27 protein-coding genes are annotated in these 22,907 nt (G+C 67.3%); 13 read left to right on the top strand and 14 right to left on the bottom strand.

Annotated features, from left to right (window positions below; all coding sequences use genetic code 11):
* Positions 1-66 precede the first annotated feature (66 nt).
* The 4 genes from ACZ1H8_RS10625 (at position 67) to ACZ1H8_RS10610 (ending at position 3,051) form a co-directional block, all read left to right on the top strand.
* A complete protein-coding gene (locus ACZ1H8_RS10625) occupies positions 67-639 on the top strand; it encodes an NADPH-dependent FMN reductase (RefSeq protein ID WP_465181252.1) in 573 nt (190 codons plus the stop codon).
* Positions 640-673: 34 nt separating this feature from the next.
* Complete coding sequence (locus tag ACZ1H8_RS10620) at positions 674-1,015, top strand: hypothetical protein (RefSeq protein WP_465181251.1); 342 nt, start codon at positions 674-676, stop codon at positions 1,013-1,015.
* Between the two features lie 113 nt (positions 1,016-1,128).
* Positions 1,129-2,334 (top strand): toxic anion resistance protein, encoded by a 1,206-nt coding sequence (locus tag ACZ1H8_RS10615; RefSeq protein ID WP_110148882.1) that lies wholly within the window; start codon positions 1,129-1,131, stop codon positions 2,332-2,334.
* 6 nt (positions 2,335-2,340) lie between these two features.
* The gene (locus ACZ1H8_RS10610; protein ID WP_110148881.1) at positions 2,341-3,051 is read left to right on the top strand and encodes an HAD family hydrolase; all 711 of its coding nucleotides are present in this window, start codon (positions 2,341-2,343) and stop codon (positions 3,049-3,051) included.
* A 22-nt stretch (positions 3,052-3,073) separates the two neighbouring features.
* Here the strand turns inward: ACZ1H8_RS10610 and ACZ1H8_RS10605 are convergent, their stop codons facing one another.
* Positions 3,074-3,532: an Rrf2 family transcriptional regulator gene (locus ACZ1H8_RS10605; protein ID WP_465181250.1), complete on the bottom strand. Its 459-nt coding sequence runs from the start codon at positions 3,530-3,532 to the stop codon at positions 3,074-3,076.
* A 134-nt stretch (positions 3,533-3,666) separates the two neighbouring features.
* On the opposite strand from ACZ1H8_RS10605, the gene ACZ1H8_RS10600 reads away from it, so the two are divergent.
* The gene (locus ACZ1H8_RS10600) at positions 3,667-4,464 is read left to right on the top strand and encodes a class I SAM-dependent methyltransferase (protein ID WP_465181249.1); all 798 of its coding nucleotides are present in this window, start codon (positions 3,667-3,669) and stop codon (positions 4,462-4,464) included.
* On the opposite strand, the gene ACZ1H8_RS10595 is transcribed toward ACZ1H8_RS10600, so the two are convergent.
* The 3 genes from ACZ1H8_RS10595 to ubiA are packed head-to-tail and all read right to left on the bottom strand — an operon-like array spanning position 4,461 to position 7,537.
* Positions 4,461-5,180 carry a 3'(2'),5'-bisphosphate nucleotidase CysQ gene (locus ACZ1H8_RS10595; protein WP_465181380.1) on the bottom strand — a complete coding sequence of 240 codons (720 nt, stop codon included), beginning with the start codon at positions 5,178-5,180 and terminating at the stop codon, positions 4,461-4,463. The genes ACZ1H8_RS10600 and ACZ1H8_RS10595 overlap by 4 nt on opposite strands.
* A 49-nt stretch (positions 5,181-5,229) precedes the next feature.
* Positions 5,230-6,576, bottom strand: coding sequence for a TldD/PmbA family protein (locus tag ACZ1H8_RS10590; RefSeq protein WP_465181248.1), 1,347 nt, complete (start codon positions 6,574-6,576; stop codon positions 5,230-5,232).
* Positions 6,577-6,607: 31 nt separating this feature from the next.
* Entirely contained in the window at positions 6,608-7,537 is a 930-nt protein-coding gene (ubiA, locus tag ACZ1H8_RS10585) for a 4-hydroxybenzoate octaprenyltransferase (protein ID WP_465181247.1), read from the bottom strand.
* Between the two features lie 226 nt (positions 7,538-7,763).
* On the opposite strand from ubiA, the gene ACZ1H8_RS10580 reads away from it, so the two are divergent.
* The 6 genes from ACZ1H8_RS10580 to ACZ1H8_RS10555 all read left to right on the top strand — a co-directional run bounded on the left by ACZ1H8_RS10580 (position 7,764) and on the right by ACZ1H8_RS10555 (position 13,975).
* A complete protein-coding gene (locus tag ACZ1H8_RS10580) occupies positions 7,764-8,405 on the top strand; it encodes an EF-hand domain-containing protein (RefSeq protein WP_465181246.1) in 642 nt (213 codons plus the stop codon).
* A gap of 50 nt (positions 8,406-8,455) precedes the next feature.
* The gene (locus ACZ1H8_RS10575; RefSeq protein WP_465181245.1) at positions 8,456-9,199 is read left to right on the top strand and encodes a 16S rRNA (uracil(1498)-N(3))-methyltransferase; all 744 of its coding nucleotides are present in this window, start codon (positions 8,456-8,458) and stop codon (positions 9,197-9,199) included.
* A 56-nt stretch (positions 9,200-9,255) separates the two neighbouring features.
* A complete protein-coding gene (locus tag ACZ1H8_RS10570) occupies positions 9,256-10,629 on the top strand; it encodes a glutamate--cysteine ligase (RefSeq protein ID WP_465181244.1) in 1,374 nt (457 codons plus the stop codon).
* Between the two features lie 133 nt (positions 10,630-10,762).
* Positions 10,763-12,670 (top strand): M61 family metallopeptidase, encoded by a 1,908-nt coding sequence (locus ACZ1H8_RS10565; protein ID WP_465181243.1) that lies wholly within the window; start codon positions 10,763-10,765, stop codon positions 12,668-12,670.
* Positions 12,671-12,704: 34 nt separating this feature from the next.
* Entirely contained in the window at positions 12,705-13,244 is a 540-nt protein-coding gene (ppa, locus tag ACZ1H8_RS10560) for an inorganic diphosphatase (protein WP_110148872.1), read from the top strand.
* 80 nt (positions 13,245-13,324) lie between these two features.
* Positions 13,325-13,975 (top strand): DUF1345 domain-containing protein, encoded by a 651-nt coding sequence (locus tag ACZ1H8_RS10555; protein WP_465181242.1) that lies wholly within the window; start codon positions 13,325-13,327, stop codon positions 13,973-13,975.
* A gap of 4 nt (positions 13,976-13,979) precedes the next feature.
* On the opposite strand, the gene ACZ1H8_RS10550 is transcribed toward ACZ1H8_RS10555, so the two are convergent.
* Genes ACZ1H8_RS10550 through ispG form a run of 5 tightly spaced genes read right to left on the bottom strand, consistent with a single transcriptional unit; the run spans position 13,980 to position 17,181 of the window.
* Positions 13,980-14,336: a TfoX/Sxy family protein gene (locus ACZ1H8_RS10550; RefSeq protein WP_465181241.1), complete on the bottom strand. Its 357-nt coding sequence runs from the start codon at positions 14,334-14,336 to the stop codon at positions 13,980-13,982.
* Positions 14,326-14,805, bottom strand: coding sequence for an N-acetyltransferase family protein (locus ACZ1H8_RS10545; protein ID WP_465181240.1), 480 nt, complete (start codon positions 14,803-14,805; stop codon positions 14,326-14,328). Before ACZ1H8_RS10545 ends, ACZ1H8_RS10550 begins: the two co-directional genes overlap by 11 nt.
* A complete protein-coding gene (locus ACZ1H8_RS10540) occupies positions 14,802-15,701 on the bottom strand; it encodes a DMT family transporter (protein ID WP_465181239.1) in 900 nt (299 codons plus the stop codon). The genes ACZ1H8_RS10545 and ACZ1H8_RS10540 overlap by 4 nt, the downstream gene beginning before the upstream one ends.
* Complete coding sequence (locus ACZ1H8_RS10535) at positions 15,698-16,015, bottom strand: hypothetical protein (RefSeq protein ID WP_465181238.1); 318 nt, start codon at positions 16,013-16,015, stop codon at positions 15,698-15,700. The genes ACZ1H8_RS10540 and ACZ1H8_RS10535 overlap by 4 nt, the downstream gene beginning before the upstream one ends.
* Before the next feature lie 41 nt (positions 16,016-16,056).
* Entirely contained in the window at positions 16,057-17,181 is a 1,125-nt protein-coding gene (gene ispG, locus ACZ1H8_RS10530) for a flavodoxin-dependent (E)-4-hydroxy-3-methylbut-2-enyl-diphosphate synthase (protein WP_465181237.1), read from the bottom strand.
* Between the two features lie 225 nt (positions 17,182-17,406).
* Between ispG and ACZ1H8_RS10525 the strand changes: the two genes are divergently transcribed.
* Entirely contained in the window at positions 17,407-18,345 is a 939-nt protein-coding gene (locus ACZ1H8_RS10525) for an isoaspartyl peptidase/L-asparaginase family protein (RefSeq protein ID WP_465181236.1), read from the top strand.
* The gene (locus tag ACZ1H8_RS10520; RefSeq protein WP_465181235.1) at positions 18,342-19,190 is read left to right on the top strand and encodes a S1/P1 nuclease; all 849 of its coding nucleotides are present in this window, start codon (positions 18,342-18,344) and stop codon (positions 19,188-19,190) included. The genes ACZ1H8_RS10525 and ACZ1H8_RS10520 overlap by 4 nt, the downstream gene beginning before the upstream one ends.
* A gap of 58 nt (positions 19,191-19,248) precedes the next feature.
* Here the strand turns inward: ACZ1H8_RS10520 and ACZ1H8_RS10515 are convergent, their stop codons facing one another.
* From ACZ1H8_RS10515 to tolB, 5 genes are all read right to left on the bottom strand, one after another.
* The gene (locus ACZ1H8_RS10515; protein ID WP_465181234.1) at positions 19,249-19,539 is read right to left on the bottom strand and encodes a hypothetical protein; all 291 of its coding nucleotides are present in this window, start codon (positions 19,537-19,539) and stop codon (positions 19,249-19,251) included.
* 103 nt (positions 19,540-19,642) lie between these two features.
* The gene (locus ACZ1H8_RS10510; RefSeq protein WP_465181233.1) at positions 19,643-19,891 is read right to left on the bottom strand and encodes a type II toxin-antitoxin system antitoxin; all 249 of its coding nucleotides are present in this window, start codon (positions 19,889-19,891) and stop codon (positions 19,643-19,645) included.
* Between the two features lie 9 nt (positions 19,892-19,900).
* The gene (locus ACZ1H8_RS10505) at positions 19,901-20,800 is read right to left on the bottom strand and encodes an SPFH domain-containing protein (RefSeq protein ID WP_465181232.1); all 900 of its coding nucleotides are present in this window, start codon (positions 20,798-20,800) and stop codon (positions 19,901-19,903) included.
* 132 nt (positions 20,801-20,932) lie between these two features.
* Positions 20,933-21,439, bottom strand: a complete 507-nt coding sequence (gene pal / locus ACZ1H8_RS10500) for a peptidoglycan-associated lipoprotein Pal (RefSeq protein ID WP_465181231.1) — start codon at positions 21,437-21,439, stop codon at positions 20,933-20,935.
* Between the two features lie 67 nt (positions 21,440-21,506).
* Positions 21,507-22,907, bottom strand: a complete 1,401-nt coding sequence (gene tolB / locus ACZ1H8_RS10495; RefSeq protein ID WP_465181230.1) for a Tol-Pal system beta propeller repeat protein TolB — start codon at positions 22,905-22,907, stop codon at positions 21,507-21,509.

The following is a 22,907-nucleotide window of genomic DNA, read 5'->3' as shown; positions in this document are numbered from 1 at the left end:
TTGTGCATTGCGGGAAGCCGGGTAATTATCCCAAGCGTTTCGTCCCGAAAAGGAGACCCGTGCCTCATGACCGACCCGCTCAAGATCCACGTCATCATCGGCTCGGTGCGCGAGGGGCGGATGGCCCTACCGGTCGGCAACTGGGTAGTCGAGCAGGCGGCGGGACGCGACGATATCGACTGCGAGCTGGTCGACCTGAAACGCTGGGACCTGCCCTTCTATCCGCATGCCAAGCCGCCCTCGTCGGGCGACTATTCCGACGAGAAACAGGCGGCCTGGGGCGCGAAGGTGGCAGAGGCAGACGGCTATATCCTGATCGCGCCCGAATATAATCACGGCATCCCGGCGGTGCTGAAGAACGCACTCGACACGGTGTACCGCGAATGGAATCGCAAGCCGGTCAGCTTCGTCGCCTATGGCGGCCTGGGCGGCGCGCGATCGGTCGAGCAGCTCACCATGGTCGCGCGCGAGCTTCAGATGGCGCCGCTCGAAAGTGCGCTTCACCTGATGGGCATATGGACCAAGCGCGACGGCGAGCGGCTGGCGGCGGATGAGGCAGACAATCGCCGCCTGGGCCGGCTGTTCGACGAACTCGGCTGGTGGGGCCGTGCGCTGGCGACCGCCCGGCGGGCGGACTGACCGCCACCAAGACGATGATGGAGGGACGAACGGGATGAAGCGGACGGCAATTCTGGCGACGGCGCTGCTGCTCGCGGCATGCGGCGGCAAGACCGTCAGCCACAGCATCTCGGCGGTGATCGAAGCCGACCCGGCAGCGGGCAACGCCCTGCTCACCTGCCGCGAATCGAGCAGCGGCAGCTGTCACGTCCTGTTCGTCACCGGCAAGCAGCTGGCGCGGGTGGAAGCCAAGGTCGGCGCAACCGCGACCGCCGGCGGACTGACCCCCGACACGCAATTCTGCCTTCAGGAAAACGCGCCGCAAAATGGCTGCCGGCTCCAGCCGCTGGTGAAGGGCGAGCAGATTGTGCGCAGCCAGGCGACCTATCGCGAATAGCGTCTGGGTCGGCGCGCCCTTGCGCCGATACCCATGTGTATTACATTACCGATACACTTGATGCTGCCGTGAAGGCCGTTAGAGGTAGGCGCGACAGTTCCAGGAGGTTTTGAATGGCGAGCACGACGCAGGTGGCCGAGGCGGATCTGGTACTCACGCCGCCCGAACCCGTTTCGGTGGTGAAGCCGGAAAAGGCAGCCGGCCTGGTGCCGGTCGACGAGGGCAAGAAGACCGAGCTGCAGAACCGGGTCGGACAGTTCATCGACGACCTGATCGCACAGGACGTGAATTCGCCCGAATTCGGGAAGCGCGTCGATGCGATCACCGCCATGGGTGCCAAGGAAATCCGCGAGGCAGCGAGCCAGTCGAACCGCTTCCTCGATCGGCCGGTCAACGCGATGGACAAGGAAACCGGCGTCGGCGCCGACCTGCTCCAGCTGCGCCGCACCGTCGAGGATCTCGACCCAAGCAAGAACGGCAAGCTGATCGGCGGCAAGGGTGGCTTCCTGTCGCGGCTGTTCGGCGGTGGCGGGCTGACCGACTATTTCCGCAAATACCAGTCGTCCCAAACGCACATCAACGGCATCCTCAAGGCGCTGTCCAACGGCAAGGACGAGCTGTTGATGGACAATGCCGCGATCGACACCGAACGCGCCAATCTCTGGGCGTCGATGGGTCGCCTCGAGCAGATGATCTATCTGTCGAAGGAGATGGACAGCCGGCTCGAGGACAAGGCCAACGAACTGGATCATACCGATCCCGCCAAGGCCAAGGCAATCCGCGAGACCGCCCTGTTCTATGTCCGCCAGCGCAGCCAGGACCTGCTGACCCAGATGGCGGTGACCGTCCAAGGCTATCTGGCGCTCGACCTGGTCAAGAAGAACAATGTCGAGCTGGTGAAGGGCGTCGATCGCGCCTCGACCACTACCGTGTCGGCACTGCGCACCGCGGTCACCGTCGCCCAGGCGCTGACTAACCAGAAGCTGGTGCTCGACCAGGTGACGGCGCTCAACACGACGACCGCCAACCTGATCGATTCGACCAGCAGCCTGCTGAAGAGCCAGTCGGCCGCGATCCATGAACAGGCGGCCAGCTCGACGATTCCCGTCGAGACGCTGCAGCGCGCATTCCAGAACATCTACGACACGATGGACGCGATCGACACGTTCAAGCTCAAGGCGCTCGACAGCATGAAGAGCACGGTCACCGTGCTCTCGAACGAGGTCGAGAAGTCGAAGGGCTATATCGCCCGCGCCGAGGGTGCGGCGAAGAACCAGGTTTCCGGCCCGGCCGAGACCTTCAAGCTGGAGGCGATGTAAGCCCGCATGCCGACCGACGTCGATCGCGAACTCGCCCGGGCCGAGGCCCTGCTCGACCGCACGCGGGACCGCTATGTCTCGCAGCGCAGCCGGCGGACCAAGGAAGTCGAGTTCGCGAAACGCGTCGGCCGGATCGCGGCCGCCGATGCGCTGATCCTGATCGGCGCGATCGTGCTGGGCTTCATGCTGCCGAATGGCATCGGGATGTTCGGGGCACTGGGCGTCGGGCTGTTGCTGATCCTGGCGACGATCTTCTTCGCCGTCTTCCCGGCGAGCGCGCCGCCGACCGCCGAGGCGCTTGCCCAGGTGCCGCTCAAGGCGCTGCCTGCCAATACCGAGCGCTGGCTGGAAACGCAGCGCCCGGCCCTGCCTGCGCCGATGCGCACGCTGGTCGATTCGATCGGGGTGAAGCTGGAGACGCTGGCGCCGCAACTGGCGACGCTCGACGAAGGCACCCCCGCCGCGGCCGAAGTGCGCAAGCTGATCGGCGAGCAACTGCCCGAACTGGTCAAGGGGTATGCCCGCGTCCCCGAACCGCTGCGCAAAGTCGAGCGCAACGGCCTCAGCCCTGACCAGCAGCTTGCCCAGGGCCTGCAGCTGATCGACAGCGAAATCTCTGAGATGACCACCCAGATCGCGCAGGGCGACCTGGACGCACTCGCCACTCGCGGCCGCTATCTCCAGATCCGCTACCGCGACGAAGACGGCCCGGCCTGAACCGGGGCATACCCGGCGTGCGCTAGTCCGACGCGATCGCCGTCAGATGCGTATCGCAGTTGCCGCAGCGTTGATCGAACGCCCGCGCCAGTTCGCCCAGGCTGACCGCCCCCAGGCGCGCGACCAGCAGCGCCTCGGCGTCGGCCAGCGCGTCCGCCACGGCTTCGTTGACGACCTGCTCGACCGCGCAGGACGGATCCGAATGCTCGTTGCCGATCGCGAAGATGCGGGGGCCGCCGACCGCGCGGTGCACGTCGAGTAACGTGACCTTGTCGAGGTCGCAGGCGATCGCCCAGCCGCCGCCATGCCCCTTTTCCGAACGAACATAGCCCGCGTCGCGCAGCCCGGCCATCGTCCGCCGCACCACTACCGCATTGGTCTGGAGCATCGCCGCGATCCGCTCCGAGGTCATCGGCCCGTCATGCCGCGCCATGTGGAGCAGCACGTGAAGCATGCGGGAGAGGCGGCTGTCGTTGCGCATGCCGCGGATATTCGCCGACGCACCCGACTTGGCAAGGCCGCGCGCACGTCAGCTCGGTTGAAGGCATCGTCAGTCTAGCCAATGGCGACCACTCATGATACTTATGATGTTACATCAATCATGAAAGGAATCCGATGGCCGCCAAGCCGACCGGGCGGATGCATGATCCCGACCATTGGGACCAGACCGCCGCGCATTACGAACAGACCGCCCACCCCTTCACCGTCCAGTTCGCCGATGACGCGCTTGCCATGCTGCCGGTCGGGCCGGGCAAACGGGTACTCGATATCGCGACCGGGACCGGCGCGCTCGCACGCGGTGCCGCGCGGCTGGGTGCCGAGGTGCTGGCGACCGATTTCTCGCCCGCCATGGTCGAACGGGCAATTGCGGGCGGGCCACCCAATCTTACCGGACGGCCGATGAACGGCGAGGCGCTGGACCTCGCCGACGCCACTTTCGACGCCGTATTCTCGATCTTCGGCGTCGTCCTGTTCGCCGACTGGCGCAGCGGGCTGCGCGAGATGGCACGCGTTACCCGGGCGGGCGGTCACGGCGTGATTGCGACCTGGCGAGAAGAGGGCGCGGCGACCTTCCTGCTGCTGCGCCGGATCCTGCGCGATCTCTACCCCGAGCGACCACCGGTTGCCGCGATGCCGGAAGGCGTCACGGTGCTGGGCGAACCCGAACTTCTCGTCGCCGAACTGCGCGCTGCTGGCTTTCGCGAGGTGCGCTTCGAGTTTCGCACGCACGACTATCGGCTCGAGCTTCCTGGGCTCGATGCTGCCGACAAGCTCTTCGGGATGAGCCCAGACTGGTTGGCGCTGGACGAGGCGCAGCAGGCAGCGGTGATCGCCGAGGTTCGCCGCCGTGCCGCAGGCGCGACCGTCTTGCCTATTGCCTCCACCGCGCTGATCGCGGTGGCGACGCGCTAGCGATCGATCGCCGATAGCGCGCGCTCGCGCAGCCGATCGACGGCGGCGCGGTGGATGCCGGGTACGCTGGCCAGCACGCCGAATGCCTCGGCCTTGGGCGAGTTGAAGCTCAGCGGCTCGCCCAGCGCGTCGCTGACCGCTGCGCCGCTTTCGCGCGCGATCAGGATCGCCGCGGCGATGTCCCATTCATTGCCCCAGCGCAGCGAGGCGACCAGGTCCGCCTCTCCGGCCGCGACCATCGCGATGCGCAGCGCGATCGAATTGGGCTTGGTCACCGCGATCAGGTCCGCATCGACGCGGGGAAGCTGGTCGGCTGGCACCCGCGATCCGGCCAGGACATCGCGCCGTGCCGCGGCAATCTTCGCACCGTTGCGGCGCGCGCCCAGCCCCATTTCGGCGACCCAATGCTCGTCGCGCGCGGGGGCGTCGAGCACGCCGATCACAGGATACCCCTTCTCGACCAGCGCGACCGCAACCGCCCAGCCGGTCCGGCCGCGGATATAGTCGCGCGTACCGTCGATCGGGTCGACCACCCAGACCCGCTCGCGCGCCAGGCGCTCGGCATTGTCGATCGTCTCTTCCGACAGCCAGCCGGCATCGGGCAGGAGCGCCATCAACCGGTCGCGCAGGAACGCGTCGACTTCCAGGTCGACTTCGCACACCGGGCTCCCCGGTACTTTCTCCCAACGCCTGAAGTCCGTGCGCCAGCGCGACATCGCCAGCCGACCGGCTTCGGCAGCGATGGACGCGACCCGGGCGCCCAGTTCAGTCACCGGCGATCGTCATCCCGTCGATCCGAACGGTCGGCGCGTTGATGCCGTAGCGATGCTCGAGGTCGTTGGCGGGCACCAGCGCGCGGAACATGTCGCGCAGATTGCCGGCGATGGTGATCTCCGACACCGGCCGGGTGATCTCCCCCTTCTCGATCAGGAAGCCGGCGGCACCGCGCGAATAATCGCCGGTGATGCCATTCACGCCCTGGCCGATCAGCTCGGTCACCAGGATGCCCCGATCGATCTCGCCGATCAGCGTCTCCGCCGGGATCAGCCCCGCCTGCATGTACAGGTTGCTGGGCGACGCGCCCGGCGCCCCGGCGATACCGCGCGAAGCGTGGCCGGTGGGGTCCATGCCCAGCTGACGCGCCGATGCGCTGTCGAGCAACCAGGTCTCGAGCATGCCATTGTCGATGATCGAGCGCGGCAGGACCGGCAAACCCTCTCCGTCGAACGGGCGCGAGCGCAGCCCCCTCGGGCGATGCGGATCGTCGCAGATCGTCACGCCCTTCGCGAATACCTGCTCGCCCAGCGCGTGAAGCAGGAAGCTGGTCTTGCGCGCGATCGACGATCCGGTGATCGCGCCGACCAGATGGCCGAGCAACCCGCCCGACACGCGGCGATCGAACACCACCGGCATCGCGCCGCTGGCGATCCGCGCGGGATTGACCCGCGCCACCGCGCGCTCGCCCGCGCGGCGACCGACGACCGCGGCCGCCTCCAATGCGTTCGCATGGCGCACCGAATGCCAGGCACTGTCGCGCTCCATCGCGCCGCCCTCGCCCGCCAGCACGCTGGCCGAGATCATGTAGCTGGTGAGCGAATAGGCACCGGCAAAGCCATGGCTGGTCGCCAGAGCGGTGACCGATCCGCTGGCCGACGCGCTGCCGCCCTCGCTGTTGGTGACGCCGGCTACCGCGCGGGCCGCGTCCTCGGCCTCCAGCGCAAGGTCGCGCAGTGCCTCGGGCCGGGCATCATGGCCGTCATCGAGATCGAGCAGAGGCGGGCGGCCATGGAGCAGGCGCGATTCGGGCGCCAGGCCTGCCCAGGGATCCTCGGGCGCCTCACGCGCCATCGCGATCACCCGCTCGACCAGCGCGTCTATCGAATCGGACGCCAGGTCGGAGGTCGAGACGCTGGCCGACCGGGTGCCGACAAACACCCTGAGCCCCAGTTCCTCGCTCTCGGACCGCTCGACATCCTCCAGCGCCCCCATGCGGACCGACACGCCCAGCTGGCGGTCGGCAATCAGCACGGAGTCGGCGGCATCGGCGCCGGCGCGGCGCGCCCGAGCGACGATGTCGGCTACGCGCTCACAGGCCTGTTCGTTGGTCAGCATCACCGGGACTTAGGTATGCGCAGGCGCAGGGTCAAACCGTCTGGCCCACGACAAAGCAGGCGGCGAACATCAGCAGCCCGGCATAGCGGTTCGCGCGGAACCGGCGAAGCGCGCCCGCGCCGTCCTGCGGCTGCAGGGTCACGACCTGCCAAGCCAGGTGACCGGCCACCGGAAGCAAGGCCGCCAGCGCCAGCGCCTCAGGCCGCAACTGCCAGATTGCGGCGCCCCAGAGGATCAGCGCGAGCAGGTAGAATCCGGCGACACCCGGGCGCACACCGCTGCCCAGCCGCCGCGCCGACGAGCGCACCCCGACCAGCGCATCGTCCTCGACATCCTGCAGCGCATAGATGGTGTCATAGCCGATCACCCAGAAGATCGACCCGGCATAGAGGAGCAAGCCCGGCGTCCAGCCCCAGTTGCCGATCCCCGCCTGCGCCCAGGCGACCGGCGCGGCCCAGGAAAAAACCATGCCAAGCCAGGCCTGCGGCCACCAGGTGATCCGCTTCATGAAAGGATAGGCCGCGACCAGCGCCAGGCTGCCCAGAGCGACAATCGCCGCGGTCAGGTTGAGCTGGACCAGCACGACCAGACCGATCAGGCAGAGGAAGACGAGCCAGGCCCAGGCCGCCTTCAGGCTTACCGCGCCGCTGGCCAGCGGTCGGCTGCGAGTCCGCGCGACCTGCCGGTCGAGGTCGCGATCGACGATGTCGTTATAGACGCAGCCCGCGCCCCGCATCGCGATGCTGCCCAGCAGGAACCATAGGATGAGGTCCCAACGCTCGATCGCCGCACCCGCCAGCGCGATCGCCCAGGCGCCGGGCCAGAACAACAGCCACCAGCCGATCGGCCGGTCGAACCGGGCGAGCAACGCGAACGGCCGCACCCGCGCGGGCAGCAGGCGCGTCAGCCCGCGATATTCGGTATCGGGTACGATCTCGGGCGCTGCGTCGGTCGGGGCCATGGCCCGTCCTTCGCCCGCGGCGACCGCAGGTCAAGCGCTGAAACGCGTCGCAACATTCGGGAACAATGCTGCGATCCGCCCGCGATAGTGGTCCCCCCATCGATCGCCTTCGGGGAAAACCATGCGTCACGTCGCCCTTCTGATGATTGCTCTCGCCGCCGCCGGTTGCTCGGCCCATAATGGCGGGCCGGACTTTCGCCACGGTCCGCCCATGGGAGGACCCGGCATGCCGCCGCGAGGCGCCGGCCCCGGCATGAGACCGGCTGGCGGCGGTCTGTTGTTCGTCAGCCCGATGGGCGAGCCCTTCCGCGCTCAGCCCGGCGACACCGCACCGCAGGAGCGCTGGTTCGTCGGCGCCGACAGCGATGGCGACAGGGCCATCACCCTCGCGGAATTCGTCGCGGATGCGCAGCGTTTCTTCAAGCTGCTCGATCGCAAGGGCGATGGCGAGATCGATCCGGAAGATATCGAGGCTTATGAGACCGTCCTGCTGCCCGAGATCCGCGTCGCGGGCGGCGGCATGGGTGCAGGCGGACAGCGGGGGCCGGGAGGACCCGGTGGCGGCCCCGATGGGGGCGGTCCCGGCGGCGGCGAAGGGCGAGGCGGCAGCCGAATCACGTCGCGCGGCCCGGTAACGGGCGGTGGGAAACAGGGCGCGGGCCGCTTCGGCTATCTCGACTATCCGCAACCCGTGATCGCCGCCGACCGCAATTTCAACCGCGGGATCGATCCCGAGGAGTTTACCTTCGCCGCCCGGCAACGCTTCGCGATGCTCGACCTCAATCGCGATGGAAAGCTGACGCGGGAAGAATTGCCAAGGCTGCGACCCGCCCGTGGGGATGGACGCCCGCGCCGGCGGCCCGAATGAGCCGGCCGGCAACGGGGTGACGCGGCAATCGCCGCGCGGTAAGCGGCGTCATGCCCGCTACTCCCGCCTGGCCGCCGCAATCCACCCCCCGCCTGTTCGTCGATCAGCCGCTGAAGCAGGGGACGCAGGTCCGCATCGACGGCGGTCAGGCGCATTATCTCGTGTCGGTGATGCGGATGAAGGCGGGCGACCCGGTCAAGCTGTTCGACGATCGCAGCGGCGAATGGCTGGCGACCGCGGCACAGGTCGGCAAGCGTGACCTGACCCTCGACCTCGTCGAGCGGCTGCGCGAGCGCGAGACGGTGCCCGACCTGTGGCTGTGCGCCGCGCCGATCAAGAAGGGGCGGATCGACTGGGTCGCCGAAAAGGCGTGCGAACTGGGCGTCGACCGGCTGATGCCGGTGCTCACCCGCCGCACGGTGGTCGACCGGCTCAACCTCGACCGGCTGCGCAGCCATATGATCGAGGCAGCCGAGCAATGCGGCCGCACCGCCCTGCCCCGGCTCGACGAACCGGTGAAGCTGACCGCGCTGCTGCGCAACTGGCCCGCCGACCGCGCGCTGTTCTTCGCCGACGAGACGGGCGGCCTGCCAGCGCTGGAAGCGATGCGCGCCCGGCGCGGCCCGGCGGCGATCCTGATCGGCCCCGAGGGCGGATTCGACGAGGCCGAGCGCGAGGCGATTCGCGCACTGCCCCAGGCGGTCGGCATTGCCCTCGGCCCGCGCATCCTGCGCGCCGAGACAGCCGCCGCGGCCGCCCTGAGTCTCTGGATGGGCGCCGCAGGCGACTGGTGACCGACCGGTACAGATTGTCTCTGGCGCGGTCATTCGGCCGCAGCTAAAGGCGCGACATGAGCACGAAGACCGTTTCAGACAGCAACGCGCCGGTCATCGAGCACCGCAGTCAGCTGATCGACTATTTTTCGGGCGGCGAAAAGCCGGTCGACCGGTGGCGGATCGGCACCGAGCATGAGAAATTCGTCTTCTCGACTGCCGATCATCATGCCCCCAGCTATGACGAGCCCGGCGGCATCCGCGACCTGCTGATGGCGCTGACCGAGTTCGGCTGGACCCCGATCGAGGAGGGCGGCAAGGTCATCGCGCTGGCCGGCCCCGACGGCACGGTCAGCCTCGAGCCCGCCGGCCAGCTCGAACTGTCGGGCGCGCCGCTCGACAATCTCCACCAGACCTGCGCCGAGGCGGGACGCCACCTCAAACAGGTCAAGGCGGTCGGCGACCGGCTCGGCCTCAGCTTCCTTGGTCTCGGCATGTGGCCGGACAAGACCCGCGCCGAGCTGCCGATCATGCCCAAGGGCCGCTATCGCATCATGCTCGACCATATGCCGCGCGTCGGCAGCCTGGGCCTCGACATGATGCTGCGCACCTGCACCATCCAGGTGAATCTCGATTATGCGTCCGAAGCGGACATGGCGAAGAAGTTCCGCGTCGGGCTGGCGCTCCAGCCGCTCGCCACCGCGCTATTCGCCAACTCCGCCTTTACCGAGGGCAAGCCCAACGGGCTGCTCAGCTTCCGTTCGCATATCTGGTCGGACACCGATCCTGCACGCACCGGCATGCTGCCCTTCGTGTTCGAGGACGGCTTCGGCTATGAGCGCTATGCCGACTATGCGCTCGATGTGCCGATGTACTTCGTCTACCGTGACGGAAAATATATCGATGCCGCCGGCCAGAGCTTCCGCGACTTCCTGAAGGGCGAGTTGCCCGCCTATCCCGGTCACAAGCCGACGATGGACGACTGGGCCGATCACCTCTCGACCGCCTTTCCCGAGGTCCGGCTCAAGACCTTCCTCGAGATGCGCGGCGCCGACGGCGGTCGCTGGGGCCGGATCTGCGCGCTGCCCGCCTTCTGGGTCGGCCTGCTCTACGACCAGGGTGCGCTCGACGCGGCCTGGGACCTGGTCAAGGACTGGGACATGAGCGAGCGCCAGGCGCTGCGCGATTCGGTGCCCGCGCTTGCTCTGGATGCCCCGGTGCCGGGCGGCCGCAAGCTGCGCGACATTGCGGGGCAGGTGCTCGACATCGCCCATGCCGGCCTGGCGGCGCGCGCGCGGCTGAACTCGTCGGGCGACAACGAGACCGGCTTCCTCGATCCGCTGCGCGAGATCGTGCGCACCGGCAAGGTACCGGCCCAGATCCTGCTCGACCGGTTCAACGGCGACTGGGCGGGCGACATCACGCGCGTCTATGACGAGGCACGCTTCTGAGCCCCGGGCCAGGTTTTTAGGAAGACCGAGCGGACTGCGGGCGGTGCGGAAATCCGCCAGCAACCTGTGCGGCTTTACTGGCGCGCATTCACCTGCCTATCTGCCTGACATCCCCAATTTCGAAAGGCCCCGGATGCGCCGCCTGACCCTCTTCGCCATGTTTCTTCTTGCTTCCGCGACTCCCGCGCTGGCCCAGAATTCAGCTCCGCAGCCGCTCCCGATCGTCGATACCATCCCCGCAGCACAGGACCGTGCCTATCCGGGAACGATGCTGATCGACATCGATGCCACCGACACGCAGCGTGGCATCTTTCGCGTGAAGCAGACAATCCCGGTGGCAAAGGCCGGCCATATGGTGCTGCTCTTCCCCGCCTGGCTGCCCGGCGCGCATTCCCCGCGCGGCGAGATCGACAAGCTGGCCGGGCTGAAGATCCGCGCCAATGGCAAGGTCGTGCCCTGGACGCGCGACACGGTCGACGTCTTCGCCTTCCATCTCGACGTGCCCGTGGGCGTACGGAAGCTCGACCTCGACTTCCAGTTCATCTCGGCGACTGCGGCGAACCAGGGCCGCATCGTCATGACGCCGACGATGCTCAACCTCCAGTTCAACTCGATGAGCCTCTACCCCGCAGGCTATTTCACCCGCCGCATCCCGGTGCAGGCGACGGTGAAATATCCGGCGGGCTGGACCGCAGCCTCGGGCCTGCCGGCCAAGGTCCAAGGGCAGGTCTATACCTATGAAAAGACCGATTACGACACGCTGGTCGATTCGCCGGTCTTCGCTGGCCGCTATTATCGCGAGTTCGCGCTGTCTCCGCGCGTCGACCTCAACGTCTTCGCCGACACGGCCGAGGAACTGAATGCCAAGGACTGGCAGATCGACCTGCACAAGAAGCTGGTCGAGCAGACGGTCAAGGCGTTCGGCACCGAACATTATGACCGCTACGAGTTTCTGCTCGCCATCTCCGACAAGATCGGCGGCATCGGGCTGGAGCATCATCGCAGTTCCGAAAACCAGGTCGAGCCGGGCTATTTCATCAAGTGGGAAGACGGGCTGACCGATCGCAACCTGCTGCCGCACGAGTATAGCCATAGCTGGATCGGCAAGTTCCGCCGCGGGGCCGATGCCTTCACCCCCGATTTCCGCACGCCGATGCGCAACAGCCTGCTGTGGGCCTATGAGGGGCAGGACCAGTTCTGGGGCTATGTGCTGGGCGCACGCTCGGGCCTGTTCACCAAGCAGGAGACGCTCGACGCACTGGCCGGCATCGCCGCCAGCCTCGACAATCGCCCGGCTCGCCAGTGGCGCAACCTGGTCGACACCACCAACGACCCGATCATCTCCGCGCGCCGGCCCAAGGGCTGGGTCAGCTGGCAGCGATCGGAGGACTATTACAATGAAGGCCTGCTGGTCTGGCTCGAGATCGATTCGATGCTGCGCGCCCGATCGAACGGCACCAAGTCGATCGATGATTTCGCCCGCGCCTTTCTCGGCCTGCGCGACGGCGACTGGGGCGTCGTCACCTATACGCTCGACGATGTCGCGCGCGGGCTGAACGATGTCGTTCCCTATGACTGGAAGGGCTTTCTGGTAAAGCGCCTGACCGAGACCGGCGACCGCGCCCCGCTGAACGGCCTGACCGGAAACGGGTACAAGCTGGTGTTCACCGACACCCCGACCCCGTGGTTCAAGGCAAGCGAGAAGTCGCGTGGCCAGACCGATCTCAGCTATGGCCTGGGCCTGGCGCTCGGCAAGTCGGGTTCGGTCGCCGGCGTCATCTGGGACAGCCCGGCATTCGATGTCGGGATGGTGGTCGGCGACGAAGTCGTTGCGGTTGCCGGCGAGGCCTATTCGGCCGACCTGATCAAGGCCGCGGTGCGCCAGGCGGCGACGTCGAAGGATCCGATCCGGCTGACCGTGAAGAGCGGCGATCGCTATCGCGACGTAGCCATCGACTATCATGGCGGACTTCGCTATCCGCGCCTCGAAAAGACGGCCGAGGGAGAGGCTGGTCTGGACAGGTTGCTCGCCCCGCGGTGACGCGGACGAGCATCGCCTCTAGCAAGGTAAGAAGATGCGCATCGACCTGATTCCTGTGGGCGACGATCCGCCCCACAGCCTGAATGTGATCATCGAAGTTCCGACCGGCGGCGAGCCGGTCAAATATGAGTTCGACAAGGCGTCGGGGGCATTGTTCGTCGATCGCATCCTGCACACGCCGATGCGGTATCCGGCGAACTACGGCTTCGTGCCACACACGCTGTCGCCCGACGGCGATCCGCTCGATGCGCTCGTCATCGCGCGCTCGCCCTTCGTGCCGGGCTGCGTCGTGCGCGCCCGTCCGATCGGCGTGCTGAAGCTCGAGGACGAGGCCGGCGGCGACGAGAAGCTGGTCTGCGTGCCGGTCGACACCACCTTCCCCTATTATGCGGATGTGGGCGAGCGTCAGGACCTGCCCTCGATCGTGCTCCAGCAGATCGAGCATTTCTTCAAACACTATAAGGACCTCGAGTCCGAAAAGTGGGTGCGGATCGGCCAGTGGGGCGACGCCGAAGAGGCTCGCCAGATCGTCCTGCAGGCGATCGAGGCTGCCAAGAACGCCAAGAACGCATAAGTTCGATCGGCCCGGCGGGTTGTGCTCGCCGGGCCGCTCATCCTCTGGCGGCCCGTGAAAAACAGGCCTAGCGTGGCGCCATGGCCACCCAGAGCGAACCGCGCGGCATCGGCAATCTGATCGCCCCGCCGCGCTTCCTGCTGTTCCTCCTCATCTTCGCGATCGGCTGCTGGCTGGCAATTCCGCCGCTGGGGCTGAGGCACGGCCTAATGGCCGGGTTCGACGCCGGCGCACTCGCCTTCCTGATCGCGTTCAGCCCGCTGCTCTCGCACGAATCGGACGCCATGCGCGCCTCGGCGCGGCGCAACGACGCCAACCGCGTCATGCTGTTGCTGATCACCGGCGCGGTCAGTGTCGTCATCCTCGTCGCGATCGCGTCGGAACTGATGCAGCGCCAGGCGCCGCATCCGGTCTCGCTGGTCATGATCGTCGGGACGCTGGCGATGAGCTGGCTGTTCTCCAACCTGATCTACGCGCTGCACTATGCGCACATCTTCTACACCAGCGACGACGGCAGCGATGAAGGCGGGCTGGAATTCCCCAAGACGCCCGAGCCCGATTACTGGGACTTCATCTATTTCGCCTATTGCCTGGGCATGACCTTCCAGACCAGCGACGTGTCGATCACCAGCGGGCGAATGCGCCGGGTGGTCACGCTCCACTGTCTGGCGGCATTCGTGTTCAACCTGGGGGTTATCGCCTTCACGATCAACGTGCTCGGCGGCTCCTGACGCCTCAGCCGCGCTTGCGCTTCGGCTTCTTCGCCGGCGCGCGTCGTCCCGCCTCGATCGCCAGCATCGCCCAGCGGCGCAGCGCATCGGCGTCGTCATAGACGTCCTCGGGTGCGCGCCGATAGTTCATCGTCGCGACCCGGTCCTTCATCTGCGCGGTGAAGCGCTCGCACCCTTCGGCATCCCAGAGCGCGTCGCTTTCGGCATCCGCCTTCAGCCACAACGAATCGAAGGCAACGATCGCGAACGCGACGCCATCGGCATAGAGCGCCGCGCCACCGAACATCCGGCGGTGTGTCACCGTGCCGATCGGCTCGACCGCCTCGGCAACCCAGTCGATCAGCCCGGTATCAACCGCCATCGGCCAGCCGGGCGATCGATTCGCCTTCCATCCGCCAGCGTTCCCAGCCATCGACCGAGGTCGCGCCGATCGAGCGATAGAACCCCTTGCCCAGCTCGTTCCAGTCCAGCACCGACCATTCGAGACGCGCGCCGCCGCGCTCGACCACCAGCGCCGCCAGCCGCGACAGCAAGGCCCGGCCCAGCCCCGATCCGCGCGCCTCGGGCTCGACGAACAGATCCTCGAGATAGATGCCCGGCTTGCCCTCGAAGGTCGAAAAGGTCTGAAAGAACAGCGCGAACCCCTTGGGCTCGCCATCGACTTCGCCGATGATCACCTCGGCTGCCGGCTGTGCACCGAACAGGTGGCGGCCCATCGTGTCGAGATCGAAACGCACGTCGTGGCTCAGCTTCTCATATTCGGCCAGCTTGCGGATGAAGTCCGCGACCAGGTTCAGGTCGTCCGGTCCCGCCGCGCGTATCTCGATCATTGCAGTCCCGCCTCCGCTTCCGGCGCGCCCGATTGCCGCCGCACCGCCATCAGGCATCCTGCGACGATCAGCAGCGTACCTGCAACCGTCGCCGCCGTCACCGGCTCGCCGAACCAGATCCAGCCCATCAGCGCCGCCCAGATGAAGGCGGTATATTCGACCGTCACCAGCACCTGGGCCTCGGCCCGGGCATAGGCCCAGGACAGCAGCAGCAGCGACACGACCGCCAGCACCGCGGCCGCCACGATCCCCGGCCAATGCTGCACGCCCGGCACCGTCAATAGCCAGGGCGAGGGGATGGCCAGCAACCCGACCACGAACAGATTCTGGAAAAAGGCGATCTCCATCGGCTTCGCAATCTGCGCCTGGTGCCGCGCGACGACCAGATTGACCGCATAGAAGATCGCCGAGGTCAGGATCGCGCCCATGCCGAGCAACGTCTCGTGGCTATGCGTCCCGCCGATCCGCCCGGCGACGACCACGCCGACCCCGGCCAGCCCCAGCAGCGAGCCCAGGACCGATCGCCCCCCCACCTTCTCCTTCAGTACCAGCGCCGCCAGCCCCAATGCGATCAGCGGCGCGATGAACGACAGCGCGATCGCCTCGGCCAGCGGCACGCGCACGATCCCCCAGAAGAACGCCATCGCCATCACCGCTACCAGGATGCTGCGCGCAAAATGCACCTTCATCGTCGCCCGGGACGGCAGTTTCGGCCGCGCCAGCGCATAGAGCACGCCCGTCAGCACCAACGCGGCGCCCAGCCGCCAGACGAGCATGTTGTATGCCCCGATCTGGATCGACCCGGCCTTCATCACCGCGTCCATCACCGCATAGAAGGCGATGCCGGCGCATGCCGCCAGAAAGGCGGGAACGACCTGCGACCGGGTGTCCGTCACTGGCTGCCGCGGCGCGCGGTGAGGAGGCGCGTCGCCCAGCGATCGCCGATTACCAGAAGGATGCCGCCCAACAGCATCGCGCCGGCGATTCCCGCCACGGGCGCGGCGATGTCTGGCCGCCCCGCCGCGATGCTGGCCAGCCGCAATACCACCAGCAGGATCGCGACGATGGCGATGCGGCGCAGCCATGCGGCGGCCAGACCCCAGCCGCCATGATCGCCGCGCATCGCGATCAGTGCATAGCGCCCGACCATCAGCGCCGACACCAGGGTCAGCGTGTCGCCCAGCGCGGCGATCGGTTCGGATGCGGCCATGGCCGCCGCCTAGCGCGGCGCCCGGCGAAAGACGAGGGGGCTTATTCGGCCGCCTGAGCGGCCGCTTCGTTTGCCGCCTCGATCTCGGCCGCCTTGGCCTCGACCAGCCGGACGATGTGGTTCACCATGTCGGCATCCTCGACATGATGATCGGTCACGCCCGACAGATAGACCATGTGCTTGCCATTGCCACCGCCGGTGATGCCGATATCGGTCTCGCGCGCCTCTCCGGGACCGTTGACGACGCAGCCCAACACCGACAGCGACATCGGCGTGCGGATATGCTGCAGCCGTTCCTCCAGCGTCTGGACGGTGCGGATCACGTCGAACCCCTGACGCGCGCAGCTGGGGCACGACACGACGCGGACGCCGCGGTTGCGGATGCCCAGCGCCTTCAGGATCTCGAACCCGACGCGAACCTCTTCCTCGGGCTCTGCCGACAGGCTGACGCGGATCGTGTCGCCGATGCCGAACCACAGCAGCGATCCGATGCCGATCGCGCTCTTCACCGTGCCGCCGACAAAGCCGCCCGCCTCGGTGATGCCCAGGTGCAGCGGGCAGTCGACCGCCTCGGCCAGCTGCTGATAGGCGGCGACGGCCAGGAACACGTCCGACGCCTTCACCGCGACCTTGAATTCGTGGAAGTCGCGGTCCTGCAGCAGCTTGATATGGTCGAGTGCCGACTCGACCAGCGCCTCGGGACACGGCTCGCCATATTTCTCGAGCAGGTCCTTCTCGAGGCTGCCTGCGTTCACGCCGATGCGGATCGCGCAGCCATTCGCCTTGGCGGCGTTCACCACTTCGTTCACCCGGTCGGCCGAGCCGATATTGCCGGGATTGATCCGCAGGCAGGCGGCGCCGGCATCGGCGGCTTCCAGCGCGCGCTTATAGTGGAAATGGATATCGGCGACGATGGGCACGCGCGACGCGCGCACGATCTGTTTCAGCGCGGCGGTCGATTCGACGTCGGGGCAGCTCACCCGGATGATATCGACCCCGGCATCCTCGCAGCGGCGGATCTGGTCGATCGTCGCGCGCACGTCCGACGTCAGCGTGTTGGTCATGGTCTGCACCGTCACGGGCGCATCGCCACCGACCGGCACGTTGCCGACCATGATCTGCCGCGATTGGCGGCGGTGAATGTCTCTCCAGGGGCGTACCGACATGCTCGCGCTATAGCCGTTCGGCCCCGGCAGGGAAACGGGCAAGCGACGCAGGGTCTGGACGCAGGATCGAGAGGCAGTGGAATGATCGCGCAGACCCGTTGCAGGCGGCGTGCTCCCTTCAGGATCGGCCCGCGGCTGGCAAGCGCGGATCGATCTGCTAAGGGCGCCGCTTCGGCCGCGGCGATACCCTGCCCGGTCCTCGTTGCGTGTTTCGGAGTAGCCTTGATGTCCGTCGACCCCACCCCTCGCTGGAGCCTCATGATCCATGGCGGCGCAGGGATTATCGAGCGCGACCGGCTGACGCCCGAACAGGCCGAGGCCGCCCATAACGGGCTCGACGCGGCGCTGAGCGCAGGCACCGCGATTCTCGAGGCCGGCGGCTCCGCGCTCGATGCGGTCCAGGCTGCGGTCGAGGCGCTGGAGGACGATCCTGCCTTCAACGCCGGTCGCGGCGCGGTCTTCACCTGGGCCGGGCGCAACGAGCTGGACGCCGCGATCATGGACGGACGCAGCCGCGCGGCCGGCGCCGTCGCCGGCAGCACGACGACGCGCCACCCCGTCGCGCTCGCTCGCGCGGTGATGGCGCACAGTCCGCACGTGCTGCTGAGCGGCGAGGGTACCGACGAATTCGCCCGCGACCACGATCTCGAACAGGTCGACAACAGCTTCTTCGCCACGACCGAGCGTCGTCGCCAGCTCGATGAGCTCAAGGCGCGCAAGTCGAACTGGTTCGATGTCGACCTGAAATACGGCACGGTGGGCGCGGTCGCCTGCGACGGCGAAGGCAATGTCGCCGCTGCCACCTCGACCGGCGGCCTGACCGGCAAGCGCTGGGGCCGGATCGGCGACTCGCCGCTGATCGGCGCGGGCACCTATGCCGACAATCGCGCCGCCGCGATCTCCGCGACCGGTGCCGGCGAATATTTCATCCGCGAAGGCGTCGCGCACGAGATCTGCGCCCGCGTCCGCTTCCTCGGAGAATCGCTCCAGCAGGCGGCCGATACGGTGATGGCGGAGACCAAGGCACTGGGCGGCACCGGCGGCGTGATCGTGGCAGGTCCGGACGGCGAAACCGCCTGGAGCTTCACCACCCCCGGCATGTATCGTGCCCGCGCAGCCTCGACCGGCGAGCGGGTCATCGCATTCTATGGAGACGACCTGTGAAGCGTATCTTCCTGTTCCTGGCGGCACTGGTCGCGACCGTCACCGCAGCGACTCCGGCCGGCGCCTATTGGGAATATGGTCATGAAACCGTGGCCGCCATCGCCTGGAAGAACATCACGCCCAGGACCCGCGCCGCGATCGATGCGCTGCTGAAGCGTCAGGGCCTGCTCGAGACCCCGACCTGTCCTGCCCGCTCGATCGAGCAGGCGAGCGTCTGGCCCGATTGCGTCAAGAAGCTGGGCGAGCGGTTCAACTATGCCTCGTCCTGGCATTATCAGAACGTCAACATCTGCAAGCCGTTCGACCTGAAGGCGCCATGCAAGGACGGCAATTGCGTGTCGGCCCAGATCACCCGCGACATGAAGCTGATCAAGGACCCGTCGGTCCCGGTGCGCGAGAAGCTGCAGGCGGTGATCTTCCTGGTCCACTTCGTCGGCGACCTGCACATGCCGCTCCATGCCGGCGACCGCGACGATCTGGGCGGCAACCGCGTCCGCGCCGCCTATGGCATCTATGCGCCGGAGCGGTTCAACCTCCACAGCCTGTGGGACGGCTGGCTCGCCGAGCGCGCCATCTCCACCCCGCCCTCGCTGGTCCGGGTCTATTCCGCCGAGGAGCGCGCGACGATCGGCGCCGGCAGCGTCGAGGACTGGAGCCGCGAAAGCTGGCAGATCGCGCACGACGTCGCCTATGCCAGCGCGCTGAAGGGCGATCCCTGCGGACCTGTGCCGGAACGCGTCCAGCTCGACGATGCGACGATCGAGAAGCTGGTCGAGCCCGCCCGGCTCCAGGTCGAGCGCGGCGGCATTCGCCTCGCGCGGCTGCTCGACGAGGCCTTCGCCTGAACCGTCGTCCGCGGCGCGGCATTTCCGACCGCCGCGACGCGGCCGACGAGAGCCTCTACTAGTCGCGCGATCTCCAGCGCCAGCGCCAGCCGCCCTCGGTCTTGGCAGCAGCCAGCGCGACGAATCCGACGGTCAGCGGCAGCAGCAGGATCCACAATAGCGGATCGAACTGCCGGCCCAGCTTGGCGACCGCCGCTGCGCCCGCCAGAAACGCGAAAGTCGCGGCCCAGCCCTGCCACGAGGCAGGACTGGCACCGATCCCCAGGCGCTTCGGCCTGAACCAATAGTCGGGCCTGCCACCCTCGGCGCCCGACCGGCGCCCGGAGCGTCCGCGGATATCGCCCGTCATGCGCGTCACATCCACAACATGCCGACGCCGATGCCGATAAAGGCGACCGACGCCGCGATCAGGAATTTCAGCCGCTCGGGGCTGGAATGGACCATCATGAACATCATTGCGTCTCCTCCTCGTTGAACGGATCGATCTCGTCTTCCCCGCCCGGCCGGGGCTTGGGCGGACGGCCGCGCTTCGCACGTACCGGGGCGGCCAGCTTGACGCCGCGCCGGTTGAGCGCCTCGCGCAGCAGGCATTCGACCTGCGCGTTGACGCTGCGCAGATCCGCCGCCGCCGACCGCTCGATCGCCGCATAGAGCGCGGGATCGAGGCGGAGCGGGAACGCCTTTTTCGGGGGTACGGTCACGCGGCCATCTTACTGATACAGCGACCCTGCATTGACGATCGGCTGGGTATCGCGCTCGCCGCACAGCACCACCATCAGGTTCGACACCATCGCCGCGCGCCGCTCGTCGTCGAGCTCGACGACGTTCTTAGCGCTGAGCTGGTCGAGCGCCATCTCGACCATGCCGACCGCACCTTCGACCAGGGTCTGGCGGGCCGCGACCACCGCCTGCGCCTGCTGACGCCGAAGCATCGCCCCGGCAATCTCTTGGGCATAGGCCAGATGGGTGAAGCCGCATTCGTCGACGGTGATCCCCGCCACCCGCAGCCGGGCGATCAACTCGGCGCGCAGCTCGCCGCCAACCTGGTCGTGATTGCCGCGCAGCGTCACTTCCTGATGCTCGAAATCGTCATAGGGATAGCGCGAGCCGATCGTGCGCACCGCCGCCTCGATCTGGACCACCACGAACGACTTGTAATCATCGACGTCGAACAGCGCCTGTGCGCTGTCGGTCACGCGCCACACTACCTGTGCCGCCATCTCGATCGGGTTGCCGCGCAGGTCGTTGACCTTGATCCGCTCGGAAATGATGTTGTTGGCGCGGACCGACAGCTTCTTCTTGGTCATCCACGGCCAGGTCCAGCGCAGGCCGGTCGTCCGGTCGGTGCCCTTATAGTCGCCGAACAGCGTGATTACCGTCGCCTGGTTGGGCTGCAGCAGATAGAAGCCGATCGACACGAAGGTGAATATCAGCACCGACGCGATCAACGCCCATGGCGCCCAGGACTGGGCCTCGAGCTGCGTCGCCGAGAAGACCAGCACCACGAGCGCCACCAGCATCAGCACGAGCATGCCATAGCCGCTCGCCGTCCGTGCTTGTGTCTCGCTACTCTGGCGCAGTGCGGGACCGCTGCCATGGGTATCGACCATTTCTTCCTCCCTATAATGTGATATCACTTTTATATCGCTTCAGATCGCGGTGCAAGCGGTATCGGCGGCAAAGCAAAAGCCGCCGGAGCACGGGGCTCCGACGGCTTTCGATACGCACCCGGACGGGCGGAATCAGTTCAGGACGATGGTCACCGCGCGGCGGTTGGCACGCCAGCTGGTCTCGTCCGAGCCCAGCGCGATCGGGCGTTCCTTGCCATAGCTGATCGTGGTGATGCGGCTCGGCGAGATGCCGCGCGAGGCGAGATAATTCTTGGCCGAATTGGCGCGGCGATCGCCCAACGCGAGGTTGTACTCGCGGGTGCCGCGTTCGTCGCAATGGCCCTCGATCGTGACGCGCGCATTCGGGTTGGCGGTCAGCCACTGCGCCTGGCTTTCCAGGATACGCTGCGCCTCGGGGTCGAGGTCGAACTGGTCGAACCCGAAATTGACCGTGTCGCTGATCACCTCGCGCTTGAACCGCTCGTTCAGCGGTCCGGCAATCTCGTCGCCGCTGCCGCCATTGTCGACGACGGGGCCCTGCTCGCTCGGCGCGACCGCGGTCGGCGGCACCTTCTTCGCGCAACCTGCGGTCGCGATCAGCGCGACGCCGAGCATCACGCCGGTCAGGGTCTTGGCCATGCTTCTTTCTCCTCTTCAGTCTCGATTACCCGCTGCCGGGCATGCGCGCACGCCCGGCCATAACGTTTCAGGGACGAATCGGTCCCCAGTTCGGATCGGAGCCATCCATCGGCGTCGGCGTGCGTCGCGCGAAGCCGCTGTTGACGTCGACCGACCACAGGTCGGGCCGGCCCGATCCCTGTGACGCGCGGAAGAACATCAGCACGCGGCCGTTCGGCGCCCAGCTCGGCGCCTCGTCGCCCCAGCTCTGGGTCAACAGCTTCTCACCGCCGCCCGACGGGTTCATTACGCCGATGCGGAAGGCGCCGCCGCCGGTGCGGGTAAAGGCGATCAGGTCGCCGCGCGGGCTCCATACCGGCGTCGCATAGCGTCCGCCGCCGAAGCTGATCCGCTTCTGGTCGGAACCGTCGGCATTCATGACATAGAGCTGCTGCGTGCCGCTGCGGTCGCTCTCGAACACGATCCGCCGGCCGTCGGGCGAATAGCTGCCGCCGGTGTCGATGCCCGGCGAGTTGGTCAGCCGAACCGGCTCGCCGCCCGCCGCAGCCACGCGGTACAGGTCGATATTCCCGGCGACCGACATCGAGAACAGCACCCATTTCCCATCGGGCGAGAAGCGCGGCGCGAAGTTCAGCGCGACGTTCGAGGCGACCATCCGCGAATTGCGGCTGCCCATGTCATAGATGTAGATCGCGGGCTTGCGGTTCTGATAGCTCATATAGACGATCGAGCGCTGGTCCGGCGAGAAGCGCGGGGTCAGCACGATCGTCTGGCCGTTGGTCAGGAACCGATGGTTGGCGCCGTCATAATCCATGATCGCCAGCTGCTTGATGCGCCGGTTCTTCGGCCCGCGCTCGGCGACATAGACGACCTGGCTGTCGAAATAGGGGCCGTCGCCGGTCAGCCGGGCATAGATCGCATCAGCGCATTTGTGCGCGGCACGGCGCCACTCGCCCGGCGATACGACAAAGCCCTCGCGGATCAGCTCGCGACGCGACGCGACGTCATAGACATAGCAACCGACCGTCAGCGTGCCATTGCCATTGGCGCGGACATAGCCCTGGACCAGCGCCTGCGAGGCATAGGCGCTCCAGCTGTCGAAATTGGGCTGATTCACTTCCGAGAAGGGAATCGGCCGCGCGGCGTTCGGGCCCACCGTCTTGAAGATACCGGTGTTGCGCAGATCCTCGTCGATGATCCGGGCGAGCTGGCGCCCCAGATCGTCGGTCGATCCCGCCGGGGTCGAGGCGACCTGGTTGGTCGGCATGACCGGAATGATGATCGGCAGCGCGCTTGCCTGACCGCCCTTCAGGTCGATGATCGGCCCGCCTTCATCGTCCGGCGCCGTCGGGGTGGGGGTCGGGGCAGGCAGCGGGGGTTGGGTTTGCGCGACGGCAGCCCCCGACCAGACGCCGCCCGCCAGAGCGAGGCTCGCCGCGCCGATCACCATGAGTTTGCGCATCATCAT

The organism is Sphingomonas sp. BL-S-25 (assembly GCF_055521555.1).
The sequence above is the reverse complement of the archived record's forward strand: the minus strand, read 5'-3'. Positions and strand labels throughout refer to the sequence as shown.